Source organism: Bradyrhizobium sp. PMVTL-01 (assembly GCF_051861855.1).
Taxonomy (GTDB): domain Bacteria; phylum Pseudomonadota; class Alphaproteobacteria; order Rhizobiales; family Xanthobacteraceae; genus Bradyrhizobium.
In genome coordinates this window covers 5264665-5288721 of the sequence record NZ_CP193982.1, presented here as the reverse complement: position 1 = coordinate 5288721, position 24057 = coordinate 5264665, and the positions used below count along the sequence as shown (strand labels likewise).

Sequence of the window (24057 nt, the reverse complement as noted above, 5' to 3'; positions counted from 1 at the left end):
GCCGATAGGCAAATGAGGTTTTATGCGGCAGCGGCATCTTTTGCGCTGCACCGCCGCTTGACAGCCCCGGGGCACCGCGCGCAACATCGTTCGTATACGAATGATAACGACGTCTCCGCTGGCTTTTCGACATGGTGATGGAAACAACGAGCGCTGCCACCGACAAGATCCGCTGCGATGCCTGTCCGGTGATGTGCTACATCAAGCCGGGCGCGGCGGGCGCCTGCGACCGCTATGCCAACCACGAGGGCAAGCTGGTTCGCGTCGATCCTCATGTGATCCTGGAGCGCACCGTCTCGCATGGCGGCAAGCTCGTTCCGTTCAGCCGCACGGAAGACTGGGACGGCAAGATCGTCCATGAGCCCTCGACCTTCGTCACCGCGATCGGCGCGGGCACCACCTATCCCGACTACAAGCCGGCGCCGTTCATCGTCTCCGCGGAGGTCGACGGCGTCGACATGGTGACCGTGGTCACCGAGGGCATCTTCTCCTATTGCGGCATCAAGGTGAAGATCGACACCGACCGCTATCTCGGACCCGAGACCGCGACCGTGCGCGCGCATGGCGAGGCGGTCGGCCATGTCACCACCAGCGAATACGGCTCGCAGATGCTGTCGCTCGGCGGCGTGCATCATCTGACCGGCGGCTCCAAGAAGGAGGGCCGTGTCACCTGCGACACGCTGATGGATCTCGCCAATTGCAAGGCGGTGGAGCTGACCATCGACGGCGGCGCGACCGTAATGGTGCAGGCCGGCCAGCCGCCGATCGTCAACGGCGTGAAAGAAGAGCGCATGCGCGTCGGCTGCGGCTCGGCGACGATCGGCATGTTCGCCAAGCAATGGCACGGCAAGGTGGACGAGGTCGTCGTGGTCGACGACCACATCACCGGCGTGCTTTCGGAGCATCAGGCAGGAAAACTGCTCGACATCGCCGATACCGGCATCAAGATGAAGGGCCGCCGCTCGACACCCGGCCGCTACTTCCAGGTGGCGGATCCCGGCACGGGCTGGGGCGGCACCAACATTTCCGATCCGCTCTCGATCCTGGGGCCCTTCGACAAGAAGGAGGCGAAGGCGGGGTTGACCATGCTGATGGTGTCCACGACCGGCGAGCATTCGTCCTATTACGTGCTCGACGAGGCCTTGAATCCGGTCGAGACCGAGATGCCTGCCGACCTCAAGTTCTCCGTCGAGCGCATCAAGGAGAATTGCGAGCCGGCGCTGTGCACCGTGCTGTTCATGGCCGGAGCCGGAGGCTCGCTGCGTGCCGGCGTCACGGACAATCCGGTGCGGCTGACGCGTTCGGTGAAGGACGCGCTGACGCGCGTCACCAGCGGCGGTGCGCCGGTCTATGTCTGGCCGGGTGGCGGCATCACCTACATGGTCGACGTGACGCAGATGCCGGCTGGCGCGTTCGGCTATGTACCCACGCCCGCGCTGGTTGCGCCGATCGAGTTCACGATGAAGCTGACGGACTATGCCGCGCTGGGCGGACACATGGACTACGTCAAGCCGCTCTCCGAGGTGCAGAACGGCGACGATGTCCGTCAGCTGCCCTGGCAGAACCCGATCCCGGGACCTCGGGCATGACAAGGCTCCCGCAAATCGCATTGCTGGCTGATGGTCGGCGGCTGCATTTGCAGGATGGGCCGATTGATCTGATCGTCGAGGCGAGGGGGCGCGCGGACGCCGTGCGTGCGGCCTATGAGGCTGCGGCGCAGCGTTTCACGGGGCTGCTCGACGAGCTCTGTGCGGAACTACCGGGACTGCGCGCGGCGGCCGAGGAGAAGACCTCGCTGAAGGGCGTTGTCGCGCGCCGCATGCACGCCGCTGTCGCGCCCTATGCCTCCGGTTGCTTCGTTACGCCGATGGCTGCCGTAGCCGGTAGCGTGGCGGAGGAGATTCTGGGCGCAATGCTTGGCGCCGCGGAGCTCGACCAGGCCTATGTCAACAATGGCGGCGATATCGCGCTGCATCTCGGCAAGGGCGAGCATTTTTCGGTCGGCCTGATGGACCGGCCGGATCGTGGCGGCGTGATGCGGAGGGTGAGGGTTGACGCGGATGATCCGGTGCGCGGGATCGCGACCAGTGGACGGCATGGCCGCAGCTTTTCGCTCGGCATTGCCGACGCTGTGACGGTGCTTGCGGTGAAAGCGTCGCAGGCCGATGCGGCCGCCACTGTCATCGCCAATGCCGTCGATCTGCCCGGACATCCCGCCATCATCCGCAAGCCCGCGAGCGAGCTTCAGCCCGACAGCGATCTCGGCGCGCGTCTCGTCACCCGCCATGTCGGCGAATTGTCTCACAATGAGATCGCAGCCGCGCTGGAATCTGGCGCGGAATGTGCACGGCGATTGTTCGATCGCGGACTGATCGAGGGGGCTGTGCTCAGGCTTTGTGGTGATATGCTTGTGATCGGAACCAAGGATATAGAAGAGCAACGACCGCGACCGCTCGTGCTGGAGAACGCGGTCGATGGTTGAACAGGGAAGCGAAACATGAGCGCGATCATCCGCAAGATCGTCACCGTCGTCGAAGAGACGCAGATGGAGATGGGCCGCCAGGTCTCGCCGCCGACGCGGCGCGCCGCCGCGATCGCCGTGATCGAAAATCCCTTTGCCGGAAGATACGTTGAAGATCTCTCGCCGCTGATTGCGATCGGCGAGGAGCTCGGCGAGCTCCTGTCCAAACGCGCGGTGGCGGCGCTCGGCATCGAGGGCGCGAAAGCACAAAGCTATGGCAAGGCCGCAGCGGTCGGCGAGAACGGCGAGCTCGAGCATGCCGCCGCCATCCTTCACCCCAAGATGGGCGCGCCGGTGCGCAAGGTTCTGGGCAAGGGCGCTGCACTGATCCCCTCGTCGAAGAAGCGCAGCGGGCCAGGCACGACGCTCGATATTCCGCTCGGGCACAAGGACGCCGCCTTCGTGCGCAGCCATTTCGACGGCATGGAGGTGCAGATCAACGATGCGCCGCGCGCCAACGAGATCATGGTCGCGGTCGCCGTGACCGACAGCGGCCGTCCGCTGCCGCGCGTGGGCGGGCTGACGGTTGCGGAAGTCAAGGGCGAAGACGGCCTGAGATAGGGGCATGATCCGGAAAAGTGGAAGCCGGTCTTCCGATAAGATCATGCTCAGGAAAGCGAGTTCAAAATTGGAGGTTGGGATGCGAGCAAGAAATTACTTCGTCGGCGCGGCCTTGGCGCTTCTGGCCGGCGGTATGGCCCATTCGGCCGTGGCGCAGGACATCAAGATCGGCGAGATCAACAGCTACTCGCTGCTGCCGGCATTCACCGAGCCCTATCGCAAGGGCTGGCAGCTCGCGGTGGAAGAGATCAACGCGGCCGGCGGCATCAACGGCAAGAAGCTCGTCGTCGTCTCCAAGGACGACGGCGGCAAGCCGGCTGATGCGCAGACCGCAGCCAACGAGCTCGTCTCCAGCGAAGGCGTTGCAATGCTGACCGGCACGTTCCTGTCGAACATCGGCCTCGCGGTCAGCGACTTCGCCAACCAGAAGAAGGTGTTCTTCCTCGCGGCCGAGCCGCTGACGGATGCGGTGACCTGGTCCAAGGGCAACAAGTACACGTTCCGCCTGCGCCCCTCCAACTACATGCAGGCCGCGATGCTGGTGGAGGCGGCCGCCAAGCTGCCCGCAAAACGCTGGGCGACGATCGCGCCGAACTACGAGTACGGCCAGTCGGCGGTTGCGGTGTTCAAGAAGCTGATGTCGGAGAAGCGCCCGGACATCCAGTGGGTCGACGAGCAGTGGCCGCCGCAGGGCAAGATCGATGCGGGTCCGGTGGTGCAGGCGGTTGCCGCGGCCAATCCCGAGGCGATCCTCAACGTCACCTTCGGCGCCGACCTCGTCAAGCTCGTGCGCGAAGGCAACACCCGCGGCCTGTTCAAGGGGCGCGAGGTCGTCTCCTTCCTGACCGGAGAGCCCGAATATCTCGATCCGCTCAAGGACGAGACGCCCGAGGGCTGGATCGTGACCGGCTATCCCTGGTACTCGATCAAGACCCCCGAGCATGATGCGTTCCTCAAGGCGTACCAGGCCAAGTACAACGACTATCCGCGCCTCGGCTCGATCGTCGGCTACCAGACCATCAAGTCGGCGGCCGCCATTCTCGCGAAAGCCGGCTCGACCGATCCGGAGAAGCTGATTGCCGCGGCTGAAGGTCTTTCGATGGGCTCGCCCTTCGGCGAGATCACTTTCCGCAAGATCGATCACCAGTCGACGCTCGGCGCCTATGTCGGCAAGACCGCGCTGAAGGACGGCAAGGGCGTGATGGTGGACTCGTCCTACAAGAAGGGCGCGGACTATCTGCCCAGCGACGCCGAAATCGAGAAGCTGCGGCCGAAGGATTGATGTCTTCCTCTCCCTCGCCCCGCTTGCGGGGAGAGGGGCGGGGTGAGGGGGAGCCTCCGCGAGGGAGGTGACAGTGAGCCCTGCGGAGACTCCCCCTCACCCGAATTTGCGCGTTGCGCAAACTCGACCTCTCCCCGCAAGCGGGGGAGGTGAACCAAGCCTCGCATGCCGCGGCATGCAAACCTAACCCGGACCGAAGATGGCCTTTTACATCGTACAGTTTCTCACCGGTCTCGCCAGCGCAGCGTCGCTGTTCCTGGTGGCGTCGGGCCTGTCGATCATCTTCGGCGTGACGCGGATCGTGAATTTCGCGCACGGCGCCTTCTACATGATCGGCGCCTACATCGCCTTCACACTGACGGAGCGCCTCTCCGGCGCGTTCGGGTTCTGGTGCAGCATCGTGCTGGCCGCGCTGGCGGTGGCCTTGATCGGCGTGCTGGTCGAGATGGTGCTGCTGCGCCGCATCTATCATGCGCCCGAACTATTCCAGCTGCTCGCGACCTTCGGCCTCACCTTGATGGTCGAGGATCTCGTCGTGCTGATCTGGGGACCCGACGATCTCGTCGGCCGCCGCGCGCCAGGCTTCAAGGGCGCCATCGATTTCTTCGGCCAGAACATCCCGAGCTATGACCTGTTCCTGATCGTGCTCGGCCCGGTCGTGCTTGGCATTCTCTGGCTGCTGTTCCAGCGCACGCGCTGGGGCGTGCTGGTGCGCGCGGCGACGCAGGACCGCGACATGGTCGCAGCGCTCGGCGTCAATCAGAAATGGCTGTTCACATCGGTGTTCGCGGTCGGCGTCTTCCTCGCCGCCCTCGGCGGCGCGCTCCAGATTCCGCGCGATGCCGTGCATCACGCCATGGACCTGCGCATCATCGTCGAGGTGTTCGTCGTGGTCGTGATCGGCGGCCTCGGCAGCATCGTCGGCGCCTTCGTCGCCGCGGTTCTGGTCTCCGAGCTCAACGCCTTCGGCATCCTGATCTTCCCGAAGATCTCCATCATCCTGGTCTTCCTGGTGATGGCGGTGGTGCTGATCGTGCGGCCCTGGGGCCTGTTCGGCAAGCCGGAGGCGGCGGCGCGCAAGACGCCGGGTCTGACCGTCAATCCCTGGCGTCCGCTGACGTCGAACGAGCGGCTGGCCTCGCTCGCGGCGCTCGTCATCGCGGCGACGCTGCCGCTGTTCGCCGGCAACTACGCGCTCACCGTCGGTTCGGAGATCGCGATCTTCGTGATCTTCGCCGTCTCCTTGCATTTCCTGATGTCGGTCGGCGGGCTCGCCTCGTTCGGCCACGCCGCCTATTTCGGCCTCGGCGCCTACGGCATCGCCTTCCTCGCCAAGATGGCGGGGCTGCCGATGATCGTGTGCCTGCTCCTCGGGCCGCTGCTCGGCTGCATGGGCGCCGCGGTGTTCGGCTTCTTCGCCGTGCAGCTCTCCGGCGTCTATTTCGCGATGCTGACGCTGGCCTTCGCGCAGATCGTCTGGTCGATCGCGTTCCAATGGGTGAGCGTCACGGGCGGCGACAACGGCATTCTCGGCGTGTGGCCCGAAAAATGGGCCGCGAGCCCGTCGCATTTCTACTGGCTGGCTCTTGGCGTCGCCGCGCTCGTCACGATCGCGCTGCGGGTCATGGTGTTCTCGCCATTCGGCTATGCGCTCCGCGCCACGCGCGACTCGGCGCTGCGCAGCGAGGCCATCGGCATCGACGCCAAGCGCATCCAGTGGACCGCTTTCGTGATCGCGGGCACCACCGCCGGCATCGGCGGCGCGCTTTTCGCCTATCTCAAGGGCAGCGTCTTCCCCGACAACCTCGGCATATCGCTCTCGGTCGATGCGCTGGTCATGGTGCTGCTCGGCGGGGTCGAGACCGTATCGGGCGCGGTGATCGGCGCCATCGTCTACAAGGCGTTGAACATCTGGCTGGTCAGCCAGACTGATCTGTCAAAACTCGTGCTCGGCGGCTTCATCGTGCTGATCGTCGTCGTCTTCCCCAAAGGCATCGTCGGCATGCTGGAGATGCTGGCGCAGCGCCGCAGGAAGTCATCGCCGCCGGGATCCCCCTTGCTTGCCAAGCCGATCGAGTCCGCCGAATGAGCGTTGCACCCCCACTTCTCGCGGTCGAAGGCCTGACCAAATCCTATGGCGGCATCCATGCCGTGCGGGGCGTGTCGTTCTCGCTGCGCGCCGGCGAGATCCTGGCGCTGATCGGTCCGAACGGCGCGGGCAAGAGCACCTGCTTCGACATGCTCAACGGCCAGAACAAGCCTGACAGCGGGCATGTCCGCCTGCTCGGCGAAGAGACGACGGGCAAGAAGCCGCGCGAGATCTGGCGGATGGGCGTCGGGCGTACCTTCCAGATCACCGCGACCTTCGCCACCATGACCGTGCGTGAGAACGTCCAGGTCGCGCTGATCTCGCACGGGAAGCAGCTGTATAATGTCTTCGGCTCGGCGCCGAATTTCGACCGCGGCGAGGCCGGGCGGCTGCTCGAGCTGGTCGGCATGGGCGGCTACGCCGATCGTCCCTGCGGCGAACTCGCCTATGGCGACCTCAAGCGGCTCGAGCTCGCGGTCGCGCTCGCCAATGAGCCAAAGCTGCTGCTGATGGACGAGCCGACCGCCGGCATGGCGCCGCGCGAGCGCGTCGACCTGATGCGGCTGACCGCGCAGATCGCGCGTGAGAAGTCGATCGGCGTGCTTTTCACCGAGCACGACATGGACGTGGTGTTCGAGCATGCCGACCGCATCATCGTGCTCAACCGCGGCACGCTGATCGCCGAGGGGGCGCCAGCCGAAGTGCGCGGCAATCCGCAGGTGCAGGCGGTCTATCTCGGCGAAGGCCTCGTCTACGATGCCCGCCATCGCGAGGGGCCCTCGGCATGAAGCTCACGGTGCAGGACCTCAACAGCCATTACGGCCCGGCGCATATCCTGTTCGACATCGGCTTCGAGGTCGGCGAGGGCGAGGTGGTGGCGCTGCTGGGACGCAACGGCGCCGGCAAGTCGACGACGTTCCGCTCGATCGTCGGCCTTGTCGCGCAGCGCTCCGGCCGCATCATGTTCGAGGGCAAGGACGTCTCGGCCAAGCCGACCCACGAGATCGTGCGCGAGGGCCTCGGCTACGTGCCGGAGGAGCGGCGCATCTTCACCGACCTGACGGTGGAAGAAAACCTCGAAGTCGGCCGGCAGCCGAAGCGGCCCAACGCGCCGCACTGGACGCGCGAAAAACTGTTCACGCTGTTTCCCAATCTCGGCGAGATGAAGAACCGCCCGGGCGGCCGCATGAGTGGCGGCGAGCAGCAGATGCTGACCATCGCGCGCACGCTGATGGGTAATCCGTCGCTGGTGCTGCTCGACGAGCCCTCGGAGGGCCTGTCGCCGAAGATCGTGGAACAGATGGTCGATGCGATCCTGACCATGAAGAAGGAGGGGGTCAGCATCGTCGTCTCCGAGCAGAACTTGCATTTCGCGCGGTTGATCTCCGATCGCGCCTACATCATCGAGCGCGGCCGCATCTGCTTCGGCGGTACCATGGCCGAGCTCGACGCGCGTCCGGACATCCGCGACGCGCATCTGTCGTTGTGAAGGCAAGGGGAAGGGCAGCGGGGGGATGGCGAGAAGCGTCGCGGCGAAGAAGAACGTCAAACCGGCAAAGCCGCCTTACGTGCTCGACGAGCAGGTCGGTTTCATCCTGCGCCAGGTCTGGCAGCGTCACAGCTCGATCTTCTCCCGAGACATAGGCACCAACCTGACGCCGACGCAATGGGCGGCGCTGTCAAAACTCGCCGAGACCGGGCCGTGCTCGCAGAACCAGCTCGGCCGGCTGACGGCGATGGACGTCGCCACCATCAAGGGCGTGATTGACCGGCTGACGGCGCGGGGCCTGACCGAGACCAGCCAGGATCCAGAGGACGGTCGCCGCCTGCTGGTCAGCCTGACCCGGGCCGGCCAGCAGCTCGCCGAGAAGCTCGCACCCAATGCGCTGGCGATCACCCGCGAGACGCTGGCCCCGCTCGATACCAAGGAGCGCGAGACGCTGATGGCGCTGCTCAATAAGCTGAGGTGATCTCCGTTCCGTCACCGTCACCCTGAGGTGGCCGCCCCTCGAAGGGCGACGGCCCGGATGTGGCAGCTCGGTCGTTCATCCTTCGGGCCGGCCTTGCTTTGCAAGGCGAGCACCTCAGGATGGCGGGGCCGGCATTTGTGCGGTGACTACTTCGTCACCACCTCCGGCACCTTGCCGGCCGGGGGCGTATTGCGGCTGCGCTGGGTGCGCACGATGCCGTCGATGATGGTCATGCCGATGCCGGGGAGGTCGCCGAGCTGGACGCTCTCCAGGATGTTCTTGCCGGGCGAGTGCTGGGCCTTGTCCATGATGACGAAATCCGCGGAGCGGCCGACTTCAATGAGGCCGCAATCGAGCTGCCGCATCCGCGCGGTGTTGCCGGTGGCAAGGCAGAACGCGAGTTCGGCCGGCAGGTCGCCGAGCGAGGACAGCATCGAGACCATGCGCAGAATGCCGAGCGGCTGCACGCCGGAGCCGGCGGGCGCATCGGTGCCGAGGATGACGCGGTGCAGGTCGCCCATCTCGCGCGCGGTGCGCAACGTGAACAGGGCGGAGCGCTCGTTGCCGTTATGCACGAGCTCGAGGCCGCGCTTGCAGCCCTCGCAGATGCAGCGGATCTGGTCGTCGGGCAGCGCGGTGTGGCCGCCATTGATGTGGCCGACGACGTCGGTGTCGGCCTCCAGCACCACGTCCTTGTCGATCAGGCCCGAGCCGGGAATCGAGGGGCCGCCGGTGTGGATGGTGCTCTGGATGCCGTATTTGCGCGCCCAGCCGACCATTTTCCGAGCGGTGGGGCCGTCCTTGACCCCGCCGAGGCCGACCTCGCCGAGCAGCTTGACGCCGTTGGAGGCCATCTCCTTGAAGTCCTCCTCGACCATCTCGCATTCGATCACCGGCGCGCCGGCGTGAACCTTCACGCCGCCGGGACGCAAGGTCCAGAACGCGCGCTGGGCGAACACGGCCATCGCCTTGAGGCCGACGATGTCACGGGGCCGGCCGGGCATGTGCACTTCGCCGGCCGAGATCATGGTGGTGACGCCGCCATGCAGGTAGCTGTCGATCCAGTTGATCTGGTTCTGCCGCGGCGTCCAGTCACCGGCGACGGGGTGGACGTGGCTGTCGATCAGGCCCGGCGCCACGGTGGTGCCGTTAGCGTCGACGATCGTGGTGGCGCCTTCGGTGTTGCAGTCCTTGTAGCGGCCGATCGCGGTGATCTTGCCGTTCTCGGCGACGATGGTGTCGCCGTCCAGGATCGGCTTTTCCAGCGCGCCGGACAGGATCAGGCCGATATTCCGGATCACCAGCTTCGAGGGTCCGGTGGCCTGGGGTGCGTCATGCGCCATGGAAGGGGCTCCTTATTCGTAACTGCAACGCTTCCGATCTTGGGCAGCCTTGACCGCGGGATCAAGCCGGATTATTCATTTGCATACGAATGATCGTGTACAAACGACGCATAGCTGACCGCCTCGGAACCGCACGGAAGCGAAACGGAAGGGTGAGATGAGCAATTTCAATCAGGAAAGCGTTTTGAGCGTCCACCACTGGACCGACACGCTGTTCTCCTTCAAGACCACCCGCAGCCCGACCTTCCGCTTCCGCAACGGCGAATTCACCATGATCGGGCTCAAGGTCGGCGAGAAGCCGCTGCTGCGGGCCTACAGCGTCGCCAGCGCCAATTACGAGGACACGCTGGAGTTCTTCTCGATCAAGGTGCCGGACGGTCCGCTGACCTCGCGCCTCCAGCATCTGAAGCAAGGCGACGAGATCATCGTCAGCCGTAAGGCCACTGGTACGCTCGTCATCGACAACCTGGAGGAGGGGCGCAACCTCTACCTCATCGGCACGGGCACCGGCCTCGCGCCGTTTCTCAGCGTGATCAAGGACCCCGAGACCTATGAGCGGTTCGAGAAGGTCGTGCTGCTGCACGGCTGCCGCCACGTCAAGGAGCTCGCCTATGGCGAGATGATCACCGAGCATCTGCCGAAGGATGCACTGCTCGGCGAGTACATCCGCGACCAGCTGATCTACTACCCGACCGTGACGCGCGATCCCTTCCGTAACCGCGGCCGCATCACCGACCTCATTACGTCAGGCAAGCTGTTCACCGACATCGGCCTGCCGGTGCTGGAAGCCGCCCACGACCGCGTCATGATCTGCGGCAGCCCGGCGCTCGTGGCGGATACCCGCGTGCTGCTCGGCGAGCGCGGCTTCATCGAGGGCAATCACGGCGAGCCGGCCCAGTTCGTGGTCGAAAAGGCCTTTGCCGAGCGCTGATCACAGGATTCCGGCCAGATAAGACCGTATTTTCGCCGCGTGGCGCCCGTTGCGGCGCCGATTCGGCGCACGATACTATGTGGGACCGAATCAGCGGAGTTCCCACATGGTTGCGGACAGCGACAGCAACATCGCCTGGCACCGGGTTCAGTTGAAGAAGAACCGTGCCGAGTTGAAGGCGCTCGAAACCGCACGCTTCACGATGGGCGAGATCGCCTCGTCGAAGCGGAACGGCCAGACCCAGAAGACAATCGCGGAACTCAAGCGCAAGATCGCGCAGTCCGAGCGCGCCATCGCCGATCACGACAAGCGCACGCGTCGACCGCTTGGCACCGACCTGCAAAGCCTCAGCAACGGCAGCTGGAGCCATTGGGACTCCTACACCAACCGGCAGCAACGCAAGACCGGCCAGCGTTCGCCCGGACGCGGATAAACTCTCTTTGTCCTTCCGCCGGTTCCGGCTCTTGCGCGCCGCCGCGCGCACACCATCTGGTTGAGGCGCCAACCACAACGGTGATCCCATGACGCCGCGCCTCGATTTCACCAGCGAGGCCTTCTTCCGCGATCCACCCAAGGCGATTGCGACGTTGCGCGCATGCGGTCCGGTGGTCGCGACGCGCTTTCCCCTGGTCGGCGAGGTCTGGATCACCACCACGCCTGACGCCACGGCAGAGGTCCTGAAGGACAGCACCACCTTCACGCTGCGCAAGGAGGATGGCGACGTCGCGGGTCTGCGCTGGTGGATGCCGAAATATGTGAAGACCATCGCCAACAACATGCTGACGATGGACGAGCCGGATCACACGCGGCTGCGCAGCATCGTCGATGAAGCGTTTCGCCGCCGTGCCATCGTGGCGATGGAGCCGCGCATTCGCGCCATTGCGGACGGGCTTGCGGCCGAACTGTTCGCCGGCGGCAGCCCCGCCGATCTCGTGCAGCGGTATGCCCGCCTGCTGCCGCTGGCGGTCATCTGCGAGCTACTAGGCCTGCCGGCCGCCGATCGCCCAAGGTTCATCGCCTGGGCGAATTCAATGTCGTCTCTCACGAATGCCCTCAGCTTCTTTCGATTGCTGTTCGCGTTCCGCAAGATGCGGCGCTATCTCGAAGAGCAGTTGCAGATTGCGCGCGCGCAGGGCGGTGAGGGACTGATCGCCGAGCTGGTCCAGGTCGAGCGCGAAGGTGGCCGGATCACGCCGGACGAGATGGTTTCGATGGTGTTCCTGCTGCTCGCTGCGGGCTCGGAAACCACCACGCATCTCATCAGCGGTTCGGCCTATGAACTTCTTAAGGATCCGGCCTTGCGCGACTGGCTGGAGGAAGACTCCGGCCGCATCGGTCTCGCCGTCGAGGAGTTCCTGCGCTTCGTCTCGCCGGTGCAATTCTCCAAGCCGCGCTATGTACGGCGGGATACCGAGCTTGCGGGCGTGCGGCTGAAGAAGGGCGACCGTGTGATGGTCATGCTCGCCGCCGCGAACATGGATCCGGCGGTGCACGACCAGCCGGAACGGCTCGACCTTGCACGCAAGCCGAACCGCCACATGTCGTTCGGGACGGGAATTCATTTCTGTCTCGGCCATCAGCTCGCGCGTATCGAAGCGGCCTGCGCGCTCGCGGCGCTGCTGGAACGATGGCCCATCCTTGGTCTTGCCATCGATCCCGCGCAGGTTCGGTGGCGCAGGCGCCCGGGCCTGCGTGCGATCGCGAAGCTTCCTGTCGTCGCCGTCGGTGGTGGAACGCCAATTACGGCGTCAGATGACGAACGATTCGATCGTTCGCTTGCCGCAGCGAACTGACGGTTGCGCTTCTTCGGAAATCGTCGCCGGTTGCGATCAGCCAGGAACGGTCTGCGGTTCTTCCTGTTGTCAGCGAGACCTCGGAAGCGGCGATGAGTTCCTTGGCGCTGCTTTCTTCTTTGCAGGAGAGAGGGATCATGACCAGCAAGATGCCACCTGTTCCACCAGAGAACCAGAGCCGGAAGGGAACTGGCGATAGCAAGCAGACGTCGGCCGATCAGACTCCGCACGGCCAGCACCGCGCGCAGAACCCGGACCAGCAGGGCCAGCAAGGCAACATCAAGCAGAACACCACCAATCAGGGTTATCAGCAGGACCGCTGAGAAGGACGACGTTTCATGTCGACATCCACCAAGACACCGAACAGCATCCGGCAGGGCGGACCCGGCGCATCACACGAGAACGCAAAGGCGCCGCTGGAGATCAAGAAGCCTCCTGCCGACGATCCACAGCGAAGCCATAGCCGCGTCTCGGGTGGCGGAGGCGAGCACGACTCCCATCACACGCACGACAAGGCCGGCAAGGGCGGAGGCGGGTGAAGACCGGAGACCCATCATGCAAGGCAAAAAGACCCACGAGCAGCAGGTCCGCATTCTCGAGCGCAAGCCTGATCTCCCCGACGCACGAGAGCTGGATCAGGCGCTGGCAGGTAATCCCGTAGACGCGGCCGCTCACCACGCGCGGGCGGAGGCGCGACAGAGCGAATTTCCCGTGAGCCGGGGTGGTCTCAATCAGGAGAGCGACCACAACAAGCACAACAATCCCGGACAGAGCGGCCACAAGCCGCCGAAGCCGACGCCGGCGCAGCAGAAGCACTGAAGCTTCACAAGATAACCGCAACAGGAGAGATCGAATGCCAGGTGGGAATGGCAGCAAAACGCATTTCAGGTCCGGCATGCATGGCAAGGGTGACGGCACCGGAGCCATGACGGAGGTACCCAAGGACAAGATCGGCGACAACATGGTGCTGTCCAACCGCGACAAGAAACAGCATTCGGACATTCGCGGCATGGACAGCAAATCCATTCAGACCGAACAGTATCAGGATCATGCGGCCAACCGGCTCGACGAAGGGCCGGGGACCGACGAGAGCTGAGAAGGGGGCCTCCCGACCAACTGCGGACCGGTGTTCAGCCGGTCCGCTTTTGTGTCGGCGCAAGCTCGCGCTCCCAGCCGAACACGGAGCGACCGTCGAGATCGGGCGAGGCCGCACGTTCGCCTGCGATGAACGACTCCACCGGCGGTCCACTCGCGGTCCGCTCCAGCCGCCGCGCCTGGTCGTCAAGGCGCCTGATCGCCTGCATCTCTTCCTCGCGCCCGAGCTTTGCGTTCTGAATCGCACCCTTCAGCACGCGGATGGTCTCGTCATAGACCTTGATCGGGACGGGGTAGGGATGCCGGTCCTTGCCGCCATGGGCGAGCGAGAAGCGCGCGGGATCCGTGAAGCGGTACGGCGCGCCGTGCACGACTTCGGCCACCATCGCCAGCGAGCGTACCGTGCGCGCGCCGACGCCGGGCGTCAGCAGCAGTTCCGGGAAGTCGACCGGACCGCGCTCTGCGGCGGCGGCGAGTGTGCCGTGCAGGCGCCGCGCGAACACGTCCTTGGGCCTGACGTCGTGATGCGCGGGCATGATCAGATGCGGCAGCATCGCCTGCGCGGGCTCGGGCGCCGTTCCGGTGAGCCGCTCGAATTCGGAGACGATGCGATCGGGGCCGAGATCGGAGAGCAGCTCGAGCTGCGCGGTGCGCGAGACGTCGGCGCGGTGGTCGGTGAGATTGACGATCTCGCCCTGCTGCGGGCCGTCGATCGCGCTGTGGGGCGCATCGACAAAGCTCTTCAGCGCCTCGGAATGCCAATGATAGCGGCGGGCCTGGCGCTTGTCGCCGTTCATGCCCTGCTGCACCACGGTCCACTTGCCCTCAGTGGTGACGAAGAAGCCGTGGAGATAGAGATCGAAACCGTCCTGCACCGCGGCGCTGTCGACCTTGGCCACCAGACGGCTGGCGCGAGTCAGCTCTACGCCATCGAAGCCGATGCGGTCGCCGAGCTGCAACAGCTCGTCCGGCGTCTTGCGCGAATGCTGGCCGCGGCCGCCGCAGACATAGATGCCGAGCTCGTCCTGGAGCGGGCCAAGCCCGCGCTTCAGCGCGCCGATCACCGCCGTGGTGATCCCGGAGGAGTGCCAATCCATCCCCATCACCGCGCCGAACGACTGGAACCAGAACGGATGCGAGAGGCGCTGAAGGAATGCATCGCGTCCATAATGATGAACGACCGCCTGGGTCACGATCGCGCCGAGCGTTGCCATGCGGCTCGCGAGCCACGGCGGAACCCGTCCGGTGTGGAGAGGAAGGTCGGCGCTGCCGGTTCGTCTGGTCATGCGAACCACAAACTAGCGCAGGTCGGCGACAGTTGCACCAGCGGAATGCTGCGTTGCACGAGGCGGGGGAGCGAAGCCGGCCCGGGGGGCGTTGAGCGCTGACGCGAATTCAAGACGGGGACAGCAATGAATTGGCAGGCTCTCATGGCCGACATCGACAAGATGCTCGGGTGGATACCATCATGGTTCATCGGTCTCGGCCTGGTCGCCGGGGCGATGCTGCTTGCCCTGTCGTTTTATCGATTTGCCGTTTGGCTGCTGAAACGCGCTTTCGGGACCCGATTTCCGCTTCTGAGCGTGTTCATGGAGCGCACCTCCGGTCCGGCCCAGCTGGCGCTGTGTCTTGCCGCCGTCGCCCTGGTCCTGCCGCTCGCGCCGCTCGACGACACCATTCGTATGCCACTCACGCGCCTGTTCGTCGTCGCCTTCATCGCGTTGATCGGCTGGATCTCGATCCGCGTCGTGGACATGAGCGCGGCGCGCTATTTGCAGAATTTTCGGGATGTCACCGAGAATTTCGTCGCGCGCAAGCACGTCACGCAGGTGCGCGTGTTCAAGCGCGTCACCGACACCATCATCGTCATCATCACGATATCAACAGCGCTGATGACGTTCGATTCGGTGAGGCAATATGGCGTCAGCCTGTTCGCCTCCGCGGGCGCTGCCGGTATCATCGTCGGTCTTGCCGCGCGGCCGCTGCTCAGCAACCTGATCGCCGGCTTGCAGATCGCGATCACCCAGCCGATCCGGATCGAGGATGCCGTGATCATCGAGAACGAGTGGGGCTGGGTCGAGGACATCGCATCGACCTATGTGGTGATCCGGCTCTGGGACTGGCGCCGCATGGTGGTGCCGCTGTCCTACTTCATCGAAAAGCCGTTCCAGAACTGGACCCGCGACACCGCCTCCCTGATCGGCGTCATCGCGCTCCATGTCGACTATCGCGCCGACGTGCCGCGCATCCGGCGCTGGCTGGAGGAGGCGGTGAAGGAGTCCAAGCTCTGGGACGGCGCCGTCGTCAATCTCCAGGTGATCGACGCGGATTCACGTACCATCGAGCTGCGCGCGCTGGTCAGCGCGCGGAATGCGCCGCAGTCCTGGGACCTGCGCTGCGAGATTCGAGAGAAGCTGATCGCCTTCATCCGTGACGAGATGCCGGAAGCCCTGCCGCGCGAACGCGCGATCCTGATGCCGCAAGGAGGGGACGACGATATCGAAGTCCTGCAGCAATCTATCGCACCGGAGAAAATGCGGGCGACCGCCCACAATTGACCGGTGCGGTGCTGCGTTTACGAGCCTTGGTCGCGCCGCCACGCCACCTGCGGCTGTCACCGCGAGCAGGGCGATGTGCGCAGGCGTGCGGACAAGGTCTTTATCTGAAGACCCCTACTGCGCGCGGATGTTGGCGGCCTTCAGCACCGGCTCCCATTTGGTTGCCTCGGCACGCATGTAGGCGTCAAAATCCCTGGCGGAGGAGCCGACGGGGGCTGCGCCGATCTTGGCGAGCGTCGACAGCACGTTTGGGTCGTGCAGCGCGGCCTTGAGGTCGGTCTCGAGCTTCGCGACAATCTCCGGCGGCATCTTGGCCGGACCCAGCACGCCCCACCAGACCGAGACGTCGTAGCCAGGCACGCCGGCCTCGGCGATGGTCGGAACATCTGGCAGCGCCTTGGAGCGCTCGGCCGAGGTCACCGCGAGCGCGCGCACCGGGCCGCCTTCGAGCTGACCGATGGCTTCCGCGAGCGGATTGATGCTGAGTGGGATCTCGCCCGCGATCACGGCCGTCAGCGCCGGCGCGCCGCCCTTGTAGGGGATCGCGACGATCTTGGTGCCGGACATGTATTTGAGCAGCTCGCCGGCGAGATGCGCCGAAGTGCCGTTGCCGGACATGCCATAGGAGAGCTTGTCCGGATCCTTCTTGGCGGCGGCGAGGAGATCGTCGAGCGTCTTGTAAGGGCTGTCCTTGGCCACGACGATTGCGAGCGGGGAGCAGGCGACTTCGGTGATCGCGGTGAAATCCCTGAACGTGTCGTAGGGCACGCTCGGATAGATGAACTGGTTGAGCGGATGGCCGCTGGCGACCAGGATCAGCGTGTAGCCGTCAGGCGCAGCCTGCGCCAGCGTTTGCGAGGCGACGATGCCGCCGGCGCCGGGACGATTGTCGATCACCGGCTGCTGGCCCCAGGTCTTGGCCAGCGCCTGGCCGAGGGTACGCGCGAGCAGGTCGACCGCGCCGCCGGCCGCATAGGGCACCAGGATGTGGACCGGCTTGCTCGGATAAGTGTCCGCAGCCTGCGCGGCGCTCGCCGCCAGCAGCATGCCTGCACCGACCGCGAGCCGACCGATTGTCGTGTTCAAACCCAGCATTCCCAGCACTCCTTGGGGCATTCCGTCCCCTGACGGCGGTCTATCGTCCGCTCCGGACGATGCCCATGGTTCTTGTTGACGAGACCTGATCTTTTGTACGATAGTACAAATCACATGGTACGCAAGCCCACCAGCAAGGAAACGGTCCGCAAGCCGAACATGCGCGAGGCGATCCTCGCCGCGGCCGAGGAACTGTTCGCCACCAACGGCTTCAATGCCGTCTCAGTGCGCGACATCGCACAGGCGGCCGGGGCCAATCCCGGCAGCGTCACCTATCATTTCAAGACCAAGGACGGCCTGCTGCTGGAGATCTACCGGCGCCATTGCGGGCCGATGAACCTGCGCCGCTCCGAACTGCTCGCCGCCGCAAAACGCGTGCGCGATCTCCAGGACCGGCTGGAGGCGATCGTGCGCGCCTATGTGGTGCCGGCCTTCACCTCGGGCAGCGATCTCGCCGGCGGGGGCGCGCGCTTCACGCGGCTGCGCGCGGTGATGTCGGCCGAGGGCAACGAAGTCGCGCGAAAGATCATCGCGCAGACCTTTGACGACACCAGTCACGCCTTCATCGATGCGGTCCACGAGAGCCTGCCGCACATTCCGCGCACCGACATCGTCTGGCGCAGCCATTTCCTGCTCGGTGCACTCTATTACTCGCTGGTGACGCCGGACCGCGTCTCGCGCCTGTCGCGCGGCGAGGCCGACGGCAGCGATCCTGCCAATGCCATCGAGCAATTGGTGCAGGCCACCGTAGCCGGCTTCCAGGCGCCTGCACTCGATCAGGCCGCGCCGGCGCGGCGGCGGCCGGCCGTCAGCAGCAAGACTTGAACCAAACAGTCTCGCTCGGCGATTCAAGTGATGACGATGATGTACACGCCGACCATTCCGCCGCCCGACCCAGATACGCGCGCGCCGAAGTTCAAGCTGCCAAAGCGGTCCTGCGACGCGCACTGCCACATCTTCGGGCCCGGCTGGAAATACCCTTTCGCGCCGGAACGCTCCTACACGCCGCCCGACGCGCCACTGGGCGACTTTCGCGCGCTGCACGCCAAGCTCGGCGTGGAGCGCGCGGTCATCGTCAATGCCAGCGTGCATGGCACCGACAACACGGTGGCGCTCGATGCGATCGCTGAGAGCAACGGCGCCTATCGCGCGGTCGCCAATATTGACGACACCATCACCGAGCGCGAGCTGCGCATCCTGCACGAGGGCGGCTTCCGCGGCTGCCGCTTCAATTTCGTCCGCCATCTCGGCGGCGTGCCCGACAAGCGCGTGTTCGACCGCATCATCGCAATGGTCGCCCCGCTCGGCTGGCACATCGACCTGCATTTCGACGCGATCGACATGCCTGAATATGCCGACATGCTGACCAGGCTGCCGCTGAGCTACACCATCGACCATATGGGCCGGGTGAAGGCGGCGGACGGGCTCGATCAGCTCCCGTTCAGGATCCTGATCGAGTTGATGCAGCGCGACGAGAAGTGCTGGGTGAAGATCTGCGGCTCGGAGCGGGTGTCCTCGGCCGGTCCGCCATTCACGGACGCGGTGCCGTTCGCACGCAAGATTGTCGAGACTGCCCCCGACCGAGTCATCTGGGGCACCGACTGGCCGCATCCCAACGTCAAGGTGATGCCGAATGACGGCGATCTCGTCGATTTGATCCCGCTGTTCGCGCCGGAGCCGGAGTTCCAGCAAAAAATCCTCATCGAGAATCCGGCGCGCCTGTTCGAGTTCGAGGCGTGACGACGATTGCGCGATCGACAAGCTGTGCGGACATGCGTTGTGGACGCAACGAAAAGGAGTAGCCCATGAAAACAGGTCTCGTCGTCACCGCCCATCCCGGCGATTTCGTCTGGCGCGCCGGCGGCGCCATCGCGCTGCACGCGAAGAAGGGCTATCGCATGAAGATCGTGTGCCTGTCCTTCGGCGAGCGCGGCGAGAGCCAGTTCGCGTGGAAGGAAAAGGGCGCGACGCTGGAATCGGTCAAGGCCGGCCGCAAGGACGAGGCGGAGCGGGCGGCGAAGCTGTTAGGTGCCGAGATCGAGTTCTTCGACTGCGGCGACTATCCCCTGAAGCTGACCGAGGCGCATTTCGACCGCATGGTCGACATCTACCGCGAACTCAACCCGAGCTTCGTGCTGACGCACGCGCTGGAGGACCCCTATAATTTCGACCACCCGAACGCTGCGCATTTCGCCCAGGAGACGCGCGTGGTCGCGCAGGCGATGGGCCACAAGCCCGGCGCGCAGTACAAATATTCCGCGCCGCCGGTGTTCCTGTTCGAGCCGCACCAGCCCGAGCAGTGCAACTACAAGCCGGACCTGCTGCTCAAGATCGACGAGGTCTGGGCGCAGAAGTACGAAGCGTTCCAGATCCTCGCCGCGCAGAAGCACCTGTGGGGTTATTACGAGCGTGTCGCGCTCAACCGCGGCATCCAGGGCAGCCGCAATACCGGCGTGGCCATGACCTATGGCGAGGCCTATCAGCGCCTGTTCCCGACCGTTGCGGAGGAGCTGGCATGAAGCCCGTCGTCGTCCGCAATATTGAGCGAGCCGATCCCGCCGGGATGGCGGAGTACGGCGTCTCGACCGTGCACGAGGCCTATGGCCGCTTCGGCCTGATGAAGCCTTATCTGCGTCCGGTCTGGGCGGGTGCGTCGATCGCCGGCCCCGCCGTCACCGTGCTGGCACAGCCCGGCGACAACTGGATGATCCATGTCGCCGTCGAGCAGTGCAGGAAGGGCGACATCCTCGTCGTCGGCTGCACCACCGACAATACCGACGGCATGTTCGGCGAGCTGCTCGCGACCTCGCTTCAGGCGCGCGGCGTGCAGGGGCTGATCATCGATGCCGGCTGCCGCGACGTCAAAGCGCTGCATGAGATGAACTTTCCGGTGTGGTCGCGCGCCGTCTCGGCCAAGGGCACGGTGAAGGCCACGCTCGGCTCGGTCAACGTCCCCGTGGTCTGCGCCGGCGTCAATGTCGATCCCGGCGATCTCGTCGTCGCCGATGACGACGGTGTCGTCGTGGTGCCGAAGCGCTATGCGGCCGAGGTCGCCGAGAAGGCCAGGAAGCGCAACGCGGATGAAGGCGGCAAACGCAAGCGCCTCGCCTCGGGCGAGCTCGGCCTCGACATGTACAGCATGCGCGAGGCGCTGGCCAAGGCAGGCCTCGTCCATGTCGACAATCCCGAGGACGTCTGAGCGAAACAAGAGAAGCGGAGCGGGCGGATGAATCGTCTCAAGCTGAAGGCCGTGCTCGGCAGTCATCCTCATGTGCAGGCGGTGAAGAGCGGCGCGCTTTGTTCCGACCTCTTCGACCTCGACTTCATCGAATACACGCCGACCAACACCGCGTTCAAGCGGATGGTGCGCGAGCAGGCGTTTGACGTCTGCGAGATGGCGATCGTCACCTATCTGATGGCGAAAGCGCACGGCAAGCCGCTGGTAATGCTGCCGGCGACCATGATGGGCCGCTTCCAGCATTCCTATGCGCTCTACAATCCCGCGCATGGGACGCTCGTGCCCTCCGATCTGGAAGGCAAGCGCGTCGGCGTCCGCTCGTTCACGACCACGACGGGCGCATGGATCAGGGGCATCCTGGCCAACGACTGCGGCGTCGATCTCGACAAGATCAAATGGGTCACGTTCGAGGATCCGCACGTCGCCGAATATGTCGACAGCACCGAGCACGCGCCGCAGGACAAGAAGATCCTGCAGATGCTGCTCGACGGCGAGCTCGACGCCGTGCTCGGCGAGACCTCTGACAATCCCAGGCTGAAACCGCTGTTTCCCGATCCGGCCGCGGAGGCTGCCAAGTGGTATGCCCGTCGCGGCGTCGTTCCGGTCAACCATCTCGTTGTCGTGACCGAGCAACTCGCGAAATCGCGCCCCGACGTGGTCGCGGGCGTCTATGATCTGCTCCGGCGGAACAAGGAGCAGGCGGGGCCTGTGGCGACGCCCGACCTCGTTCCGTTCGGGATCGAGGCCAACAGGAAACCGCTCGAGCTGATCATCGACTACGCATTCCAGCAGGCGCTGATCCCGCGCCGCTATGCGGTCGAAGAACTGTTCGATGAGACGACGCGAGGATTGAATTGATGGCGGGTAATCCCAGGCGCTGGCAGATCGGGCTGGTCGGCTATGGCGAGGTCGGCAGGATTCTGGCCGAGGATCTGCGCCAGCAGGACATCAAGGTGTCAGCCTATGACATCAAGCTCGGTGGCGCGCAGGGCACGCCGCTAAGGGAGCATGGGGCGAGGTTCGGCGTGACGCTCGCGGCGTCTCATGCCGAGTTGACGGCGAAGTCCGACTTCATCATCTCCGCCGTCACGGCGAGCCAGGCCGTGCCGGTGGCAAAGGCCTGCGCGGCCGCGATCAACCAGGGCACCTGGTTCCTCGACTTCAACTCGGCCTCTCCCGGCGCCAAGCAGCGCGCCGCCGCACTGATCGACGGCGCGGCCGGACGATATGTCGAGGGCGCGGTGATGACCTCGGTGCCGCCGCACCGAATCAAGGTGCCGCTGCTGCTCGGCGGGCCAGGCGCGAAGGAACTGGAGCCGCTGCTGAACGCGATCGGCTTTGCGGCGAAGGTTGCCAGCGACAAGCTAGGGGTGTCCTCGGCGGTGAAGATGTGCCGCAGCATCATGATCAAGGGCCTCGAGGCCATGGTCATCGAGAGCTTTACGACCGCGCGCGCCTATGGTGTCGAAGATGCCGTGCTGGCGTCACTCACCGAGACATTCCCCGCCATCGACTGGGAGAAGCAGGGCGCCTATTTCTTCCAGCGCGTGATCGAGCACGGCCGCCGCCGGGCCGAGGAGGTGCGCGAGGTTGCGGAGACTGTGCGCGAGGCGGGACTGACGCCGTGGTCGGCGCAGGGCACGGCCGAGCGTCAGGCCTGGGTGGCTGATCTTGCCGATGAGGGGCTGTTCGGACCCAAGGGGACCAAGGAGTTCGCCCGCAGCGCGGACTGGCGCACCGAAGCGGATCGGATCCTGGCGAAGATCAATCGCGCGAAATAGGGCGGCTCCGGTTCAGGAACTCGCCGCGCAACAGCCATTGAGCTCGTCGCGGGCGCGGTCGATCAAATCCATCAGGCTTTTGGCTTCACGGACGACTTCGGTCGTGTGCTCAGTGCGGAACTCGGCGAGGATCATGCGAATGCATTTGTCCGCGGTCTCGAGCGTCCACAGCATGCGCGCCATCTCGTCCTCGGTGCGGATCGCCGCGGTATCGAGGCCCGACAGGACTTGGCCGATGCCGTTCAGCCGCTTGATGGCGGTCTCGGCGGGCGGCGTCCCCGCCCGAACAGAATGAGATTTGATGCTGCTGAATGCGTCGAACACGTCCATGCTTCCCGGTTGAATGCGGTCATCAGTGCGGCCTGGCCATGACCGGCACCGCGGGACTTGCAATGCACGCACCTATCGGGAATCGGAGAGCATCTACTATCCGGAAGAGTACCGGATTCGGAATTTTGGAGCTCTGGGCGGTAACATCGGACGTAATCCGGCTCCTTGCAATGCAGATATGCGTTGGAAGCGTTCACGGGCCTGGGCGGAAGAGCGTGGTCCGCTGCCGCGCAAAGGTCTGCCGGCCGCCTCTAAAGCCCATCATGACGTCAGGCAGCTCGGCGATGGCGAATCGGCCGTCCCTGGTATCAAGCACGATCAGATCGGCGGGATTGCCGACCTTGATGCCGTAGTCGCCGAGATTCATCAACCGCGCCGGCAGGTCCGTGACGAGGTCGAGGCAGATGTCGAAGTCGCTGACCGAGGCGTGCGCGACGTTGGCGTAGAAGTTCGCCATCCGCAGCAGCGAGGCGTCGCCAAACGGCGTGAAGGGATTGAGCACGTTGTTGGTCGCAACCGAGCACAGCACGCCGTCGCCGGCGAGCTTGTGGGCGAGCGTCAGCCCGCGCGGCGCATTGTGGGTGGCTTCGCGGCCCATCAGATAGAGATCGGTCGCTGGCAGAACGGTGACGGCAACGCCGGCCTTCGCCAACTGCGCCGTGGCAGCTTTCATCCGCTCCGGCGGCAATGCCGAGAGTTTCGTGGCATGGCCGATCGCGACGCGTCCCCCGTAGTTGCGGCGCTCGGTCTGGCGGCAGACTTCGTCGAGATGCCACCATGAGGGGTCGAGGTCGAAATCGAGATGGAGGTCGACATCGACGTCGAACTGCTCAGCGAGGTCGAAAATGCCCGCGAGATGGGCGTTTGGGTCAGTGTCCATGTAAGGGCAGCCGCCGATGACCTCGCCGCCGTCGCGCAGCGCCTGGATCAGCAGTTCCTTACTGCCGGGATCGTTGGTCAGGCCTTCCTGCGGGAAGACGCAGAGTTCGAGGTCGATCGCCCAGGCATAGTCGCGCTTGAGCGCCTTGACCGCCTCGAAGCCGCGCAAGCCGATGCGCGGGTCAATTTCAACATGGGTGCGCATCCGCGTCGTGCCGTGCACGATGGCGCGCTCGAGCACTTTTGCGCCGCGCGCGTAGACGTCCTCGAAGGTAAAATCCTTCTTCATGCCGGCCACGGCGCGGATGGCCTCCGAGACGCTGCCGTGGTCGTGCCCGCAGCGGCCGAGGAGGCAGGCCTTGTCGAGATGGATGTGGCTATCGACGAAGCCGGGCAGGGCGAGGTGCCCGCCGAGGTCGACCTCGACGCCGTCGCAGGCCAGCTTGGGCTCGATCGCGGCGATGCGTCCGCCCTTCACGCCGATGTCGACGGGTGCGGCGGAAGAGCGCAACAGCGTGTTGCGGAAGATCAGGTCGAAGGCGGCTTGGGTGGTCATGGCGTCGGGTTTAGGTGTGGCAGCCTAGCGGAAGC

General features: G+C 65.1%; 27 protein-coding genes. 22 read left to right on the top strand and 5 right to left on the bottom strand.

The genetic code is table 11. The features are described 5' to 3' along the window. The first annotated feature begins 131 nt into the window (after positions 1-131). The 8 genes from ACRQ5Q_RS25875 (at position 132) to ACRQ5Q_RS25840 (ending at position 8423) form a co-directional block, all read left to right on the top strand. Positions 132-1589 carry a 6-hydroxynicotinate reductase gene (locus ACRQ5Q_RS25875; RefSeq protein ID WP_439392708.1) on the top strand — a complete coding sequence of 486 codons (1458 nt, stop codon included), beginning with the start codon at positions 132-134 and terminating at the stop codon, positions 1587-1589. After that, a complete protein-coding gene (locus ACRQ5Q_RS25870; protein WP_439392707.1) occupies positions 1586-2482 on the top strand; it encodes a UPF0280 family protein in 897 nt (298 codons plus the stop codon). Before ACRQ5Q_RS25875 ends, ACRQ5Q_RS25870 begins: the two co-directional genes overlap by 4 nt. A 15-nt stretch (positions 2483-2497) precedes the next feature. Then, on the top strand, positions 2498-3082 hold the full coding sequence (locus ACRQ5Q_RS25865) for an amino acid synthesis family protein (protein WP_439374887.1): 585 nt from the start codon (positions 2498-2500) through the stop codon (positions 3080-3082). A gap of 79 nt (positions 3083-3161) precedes the next feature. Next, positions 3162-4364, top strand: coding sequence for an ABC transporter substrate-binding protein (locus tag ACRQ5Q_RS25860; protein WP_439374888.1), 1203 nt, complete (start codon positions 3162-3164; stop codon positions 4362-4364). A gap of 199 nt (positions 4365-4563) precedes the next feature. Continuing rightward, complete coding sequence (locus ACRQ5Q_RS25855) at positions 4564-6453, top strand: ABC transporter permease (protein WP_439392706.1); 1890 nt, start codon at positions 4564-4566, stop codon at positions 6451-6453. Further along, positions 6450-7241: an ABC transporter ATP-binding protein gene (locus ACRQ5Q_RS25850; protein WP_439392705.1), complete on the top strand. Its 792-nt coding sequence runs from the start codon at positions 6450-6452 to the stop codon at positions 7239-7241. Before ACRQ5Q_RS25855 ends, ACRQ5Q_RS25850 begins: the two co-directional genes overlap by 4 nt. Next, positions 7238-7942 (top strand): ABC transporter ATP-binding protein, encoded by a 705-nt coding sequence (locus tag ACRQ5Q_RS25845; protein ID WP_439374891.1) that lies wholly within the window; start codon positions 7238-7240, stop codon positions 7940-7942. Before ACRQ5Q_RS25850 ends, ACRQ5Q_RS25845 begins: the two co-directional genes overlap by 4 nt. 25 nt (positions 7943-7967) lie before the next feature. Further along, positions 7968-8423 carry a MarR family winged helix-turn-helix transcriptional regulator gene (locus ACRQ5Q_RS25840; protein WP_439392704.1) on the top strand — a complete coding sequence of 152 codons (456 nt, stop codon included), beginning with the start codon at positions 7968-7970 and terminating at the stop codon, positions 8421-8423. A 146-nt stretch (positions 8424-8569) separates the two neighbouring features. Here ACRQ5Q_RS25840 and ACRQ5Q_RS25835 read toward each other — a convergent pair whose 3' ends face one another. Further along, a complete protein-coding gene (locus tag ACRQ5Q_RS25835; protein ID WP_439392703.1) occupies positions 8570-9766 on the bottom strand; it encodes an amidohydrolase family protein in 1197 nt (398 codons plus the stop codon). Between the two features lie 157 nt (positions 9767-9923). Between ACRQ5Q_RS25835 and ACRQ5Q_RS25830 the strand changes: the two genes are divergently transcribed. The 7 genes from ACRQ5Q_RS25830 to ACRQ5Q_RS25800 all read left to right on the top strand — a co-directional run bounded on the left by ACRQ5Q_RS25830 (position 9924) and on the right by ACRQ5Q_RS25800 (position 13586). Continuing rightward, a complete protein-coding gene (locus ACRQ5Q_RS25830) occupies positions 9924-10697 on the top strand; it encodes a ferredoxin--NADP reductase (RefSeq protein ID WP_439392702.1) in 774 nt (257 codons plus the stop codon). 106 nt (positions 10698-10803) lie between these two features. Next, on the top strand, positions 10804-11130 hold the full coding sequence (locus ACRQ5Q_RS25825) for a hypothetical protein (protein ID WP_439374895.1): 327 nt from the start codon (positions 10804-10806) through the stop codon (positions 11128-11130). A gap of 88 nt (positions 11131-11218) precedes the next feature. Further along, positions 11219-12490 carry a cytochrome P450 gene (locus ACRQ5Q_RS25820; RefSeq protein WP_439392701.1) on the top strand — a complete coding sequence of 424 codons (1272 nt, stop codon included), beginning with the start codon at positions 11219-11221 and terminating at the stop codon, positions 12488-12490. Between the two features lie 137 nt (positions 12491-12627). Next, positions 12628-12813 carry a hypothetical protein gene (locus ACRQ5Q_RS25815; protein WP_439375574.1) on the top strand — a complete coding sequence of 62 codons (186 nt, stop codon included), beginning with the start codon at positions 12628-12630 and terminating at the stop codon, positions 12811-12813. Positions 12814-12828: 15 nt separating this feature from the next. After that, positions 12829-13029 carry a hypothetical protein gene (locus tag ACRQ5Q_RS25810; protein WP_439374897.1) on the top strand — a complete coding sequence of 67 codons (201 nt, stop codon included), beginning with the start codon at positions 12829-12831 and terminating at the stop codon, positions 13027-13029. A 16-nt stretch (positions 13030-13045) separates the two neighbouring features. Then, a complete protein-coding gene (locus tag ACRQ5Q_RS25805; RefSeq protein ID WP_439374898.1) occupies positions 13046-13309 on the top strand; it encodes a hypothetical protein in 264 nt (87 codons plus the stop codon). Positions 13310-13343: 34 nt separating this feature from the next. Beyond that, positions 13344-13586 carry a hypothetical protein gene (locus ACRQ5Q_RS25800; RefSeq protein WP_439374899.1) on the top strand — a complete coding sequence of 81 codons (243 nt, stop codon included), beginning with the start codon at positions 13344-13346 and terminating at the stop codon, positions 13584-13586. A gap of 34 nt (positions 13587-13620) precedes the next feature. Here ACRQ5Q_RS25800 and ACRQ5Q_RS25795 read toward each other — a convergent pair whose 3' ends face one another. Next, complete coding sequence (locus ACRQ5Q_RS25795) at positions 13621-14871, bottom strand: DUF763 domain-containing protein (RefSeq protein WP_439392700.1); 1251 nt, start codon at positions 14869-14871, stop codon at positions 13621-13623. 126 nt (positions 14872-14997) lie between these two features. On the opposite strand from ACRQ5Q_RS25795, the gene ACRQ5Q_RS25790 reads away from it, so the two are divergent. Next, positions 14998-16143 carry a mechanosensitive ion channel family protein gene (locus ACRQ5Q_RS25790; RefSeq protein WP_439392699.1) on the top strand — a complete coding sequence of 382 codons (1146 nt, stop codon included), beginning with the start codon at positions 14998-15000 and terminating at the stop codon, positions 16141-16143. Between the two features lie 114 nt (positions 16144-16257). On the opposite strand, the gene ACRQ5Q_RS25785 is transcribed toward ACRQ5Q_RS25790, so the two are convergent. Continuing rightward, positions 16258-17238 carry a tripartite tricarboxylate transporter substrate binding protein gene (locus tag ACRQ5Q_RS25785; protein ID WP_439392698.1) on the bottom strand — a complete coding sequence of 327 codons (981 nt, stop codon included), beginning with the start codon at positions 17236-17238 and terminating at the stop codon, positions 16258-16260. A gap of 114 nt (positions 17239-17352) precedes the next feature. Between ACRQ5Q_RS25785 and ACRQ5Q_RS25780 the strand changes: the two genes are divergently transcribed. The 6 genes from ACRQ5Q_RS25780 (at position 17353) to ACRQ5Q_RS25755 (ending at position 22257) form a co-directional block, all read left to right on the top strand. Further along, positions 17353-18063, top strand: a complete 711-nt coding sequence (locus tag ACRQ5Q_RS25780) for a TetR/AcrR family transcriptional regulator (protein ID WP_439392697.1) — start codon at positions 17353-17355, stop codon at positions 18061-18063. Positions 18064-18093: 30 nt separating this feature from the next. Next, positions 18094-18978 (top strand): amidohydrolase family protein, encoded by an 885-nt coding sequence (locus tag ACRQ5Q_RS25775; RefSeq protein WP_439399869.1) that lies wholly within the window; start codon positions 18094-18096, stop codon positions 18976-18978. A gap of 65 nt (positions 18979-19043) precedes the next feature. Further along, positions 19044-19757 carry a PIG-L deacetylase family protein gene (locus ACRQ5Q_RS25770; protein WP_439374905.1) on the top strand — a complete coding sequence of 238 codons (714 nt, stop codon included), beginning with the start codon at positions 19044-19046 and terminating at the stop codon, positions 19755-19757. Then, complete coding sequence (locus ACRQ5Q_RS25765) at positions 19754-20437, top strand: 4-carboxy-4-hydroxy-2-oxoadipate aldolase/oxaloacetate decarboxylase (RefSeq protein ID WP_439374906.1); 684 nt, start codon at positions 19754-19756, stop codon at positions 20435-20437. The genes ACRQ5Q_RS25770 and ACRQ5Q_RS25765 overlap by 4 nt, the downstream gene beginning before the upstream one ends. A 27-nt stretch (positions 20438-20464) precedes the next feature. Further along, positions 20465-21334 carry an ABC transporter substrate-binding protein gene (locus ACRQ5Q_RS25760; RefSeq protein ID WP_439392696.1) on the top strand — a complete coding sequence of 290 codons (870 nt, stop codon included), beginning with the start codon at positions 20465-20467 and terminating at the stop codon, positions 21332-21334. After that, positions 21334-22257, top strand: coding sequence for a DUF1932 domain-containing protein (locus ACRQ5Q_RS25755; protein WP_439374908.1), 924 nt, complete (start codon positions 21334-21336; stop codon positions 22255-22257). The genes ACRQ5Q_RS25760 and ACRQ5Q_RS25755 overlap by 1 nt, the downstream gene beginning before the upstream one ends. Positions 22258-22269: 12 nt before the next feature. On the opposite strand, the gene ACRQ5Q_RS25750 is transcribed toward ACRQ5Q_RS25755, so the two are convergent. Next, positions 22270-22587, bottom strand: coding sequence for a hypothetical protein (locus ACRQ5Q_RS25750; RefSeq protein WP_439374909.1), 318 nt, complete (start codon positions 22585-22587; stop codon positions 22270-22272). A gap of 193 nt (positions 22588-22780) precedes the next feature. After that, the gene (locus ACRQ5Q_RS25745) at positions 22781-24022 is read right to left on the bottom strand and encodes an amidohydrolase family protein (RefSeq protein WP_439392695.1); all 1242 of its coding nucleotides are present in this window, start codon (positions 24020-24022) and stop codon (positions 22781-22783) included. Positions 24023-24057: the final 35 nt, after the last annotated feature.

Excerpts from the sequence above, each read along its gene's own strand:
- ACRQ5Q_RS25745 (WP_439392695.1), bottom strand. The coding sequence starts at position 24,022 with ATGACCACCCAAGCCGCCTTCGACCTGATCTTCCGCAACACGCTGTTG.
- ACRQ5Q_RS25840 (WP_439392704.1), top strand. The coding sequence starts at position 7,968 with ATGGCGAGAAGCGTCGCGGCGAAGAAGAACGTCAAACCGGCAAAGCCG.
- ACRQ5Q_RS25835 (WP_439392703.1), bottom strand. The coding sequence starts at position 9,766 with ATGGCGCATGACGCACCCCAGGCCACCGGACCCTCGAAGCTGGTGATC.
- ACRQ5Q_RS25855 (WP_439392706.1), top strand. The coding sequence starts at position 4,564 with ATGGCCTTTTACATCGTACAGTTTCTCACCGGTCTCGCCAGCGCAGCG.
- ACRQ5Q_RS25750 (WP_439374909.1), bottom strand. The coding sequence starts at position 22,587 with ATGGACGTGTTCGACGCATTCAGCAGCATCAAATCTCATTCTGTTCGG.
- ACRQ5Q_RS25780 (WP_439392697.1), top strand. The coding sequence starts at position 17,353 with ATGGTACGCAAGCCCACCAGCAAGGAAACGGTCCGCAAGCCGAACATG.
- ACRQ5Q_RS25825 (WP_439374895.1), top strand. The coding sequence starts at position 10,804 with ATGGTTGCGGACAGCGACAGCAACATCGCCTGGCACCGGGTTCAGTTG.
- ACRQ5Q_RS25755 (WP_439374908.1), top strand. The coding sequence starts at position 21,334 with ATGGCGGGTAATCCCAGGCGCTGGCAGATCGGGCTGGTCGGCTATGGC.
- ACRQ5Q_RS25815 (WP_439375574.1), top strand. The coding sequence starts at position 12,628 with ATGACCAGCAAGATGCCACCTGTTCCACCAGAGAACCAGAGCCGGAAG.
- ACRQ5Q_RS25845 (WP_439374891.1), top strand. The coding sequence starts at position 7,238 with ATGAAGCTCACGGTGCAGGACCTCAACAGCCATTACGGCCCGGCGCAT.
- ACRQ5Q_RS25865 (WP_439374887.1), top strand. The coding sequence starts at position 2,498 with ATGAGCGCGATCATCCGCAAGATCGTCACCGTCGTCGAAGAGACGCAG.
- ACRQ5Q_RS25785 (WP_439392698.1), bottom strand. The coding sequence starts at position 17,238 with ATGCTGGGTTTGAACACGACAATCGGTCGGCTCGCGGTCGGTGCAGGC.
- ACRQ5Q_RS25790 (WP_439392699.1), top strand. The coding sequence starts at position 14,998 with ATGAATTGGCAGGCTCTCATGGCCGACATCGACAAGATGCTCGGGTGG.
- ACRQ5Q_RS25830 (WP_439392702.1), top strand. The coding sequence starts at position 9,924 with ATGAGCAATTTCAATCAGGAAAGCGTTTTGAGCGTCCACCACTGGACC.
- ACRQ5Q_RS25770 (WP_439374905.1), top strand. The coding sequence starts at position 19,044 with ATGAAAACAGGTCTCGTCGTCACCGCCCATCCCGGCGATTTCGTCTGG.
- ACRQ5Q_RS25765 (WP_439374906.1), top strand. The coding sequence starts at position 19,754 with ATGAAGCCCGTCGTCGTCCGCAATATTGAGCGAGCCGATCCCGCCGGG.
- ACRQ5Q_RS25800 (WP_439374899.1), top strand. The coding sequence starts at position 13,344 with ATGCCAGGTGGGAATGGCAGCAAAACGCATTTCAGGTCCGGCATGCAT.
- ACRQ5Q_RS25760 (WP_439392696.1), top strand. The coding sequence starts at position 20,465 with ATGAATCGTCTCAAGCTGAAGGCCGTGCTCGGCAGTCATCCTCATGTG.
- ACRQ5Q_RS25870 (WP_439392707.1), top strand. The coding sequence starts at position 1,586 with ATGACAAGGCTCCCGCAAATCGCATTGCTGGCTGATGGTCGGCGGCTG.
- ACRQ5Q_RS25795 (WP_439392700.1), bottom strand. The coding sequence starts at position 14,871 with ATGACCAGACGAACCGGCAGCGCCGACCTTCCTCTCCACACCGGACGG.
- ACRQ5Q_RS25850 (WP_439392705.1), top strand. The coding sequence starts at position 6,450 with ATGAGCGTTGCACCCCCACTTCTCGCGGTCGAAGGCCTGACCAAATCC.
- ACRQ5Q_RS25810 (WP_439374897.1), top strand. The coding sequence starts at position 12,829 with ATGTCGACATCCACCAAGACACCGAACAGCATCCGGCAGGGCGGACCC.
- ACRQ5Q_RS25775 (WP_439399869.1), top strand. The coding sequence starts at position 18,094 with ATGACGATGATGTACACGCCGACCATTCCGCCGCCCGACCCAGATACG.
- ACRQ5Q_RS25875 (WP_439392708.1), top strand. The coding sequence starts at position 132 with ATGGTGATGGAAACAACGAGCGCTGCCACCGACAAGATCCGCTGCGAT.
- ACRQ5Q_RS25820 (WP_439392701.1), top strand. The coding sequence starts at position 11,219 with ATGACGCCGCGCCTCGATTTCACCAGCGAGGCCTTCTTCCGCGATCCA.
- ACRQ5Q_RS25805 (WP_439374898.1), top strand. The coding sequence starts at position 13,046 with ATGCAAGGCAAAAAGACCCACGAGCAGCAGGTCCGCATTCTCGAGCGC.
- ACRQ5Q_RS25860 (WP_439374888.1), top strand. The coding sequence starts at position 3,162 with ATGCGAGCAAGAAATTACTTCGTCGGCGCGGCCTTGGCGCTTCTGGCC.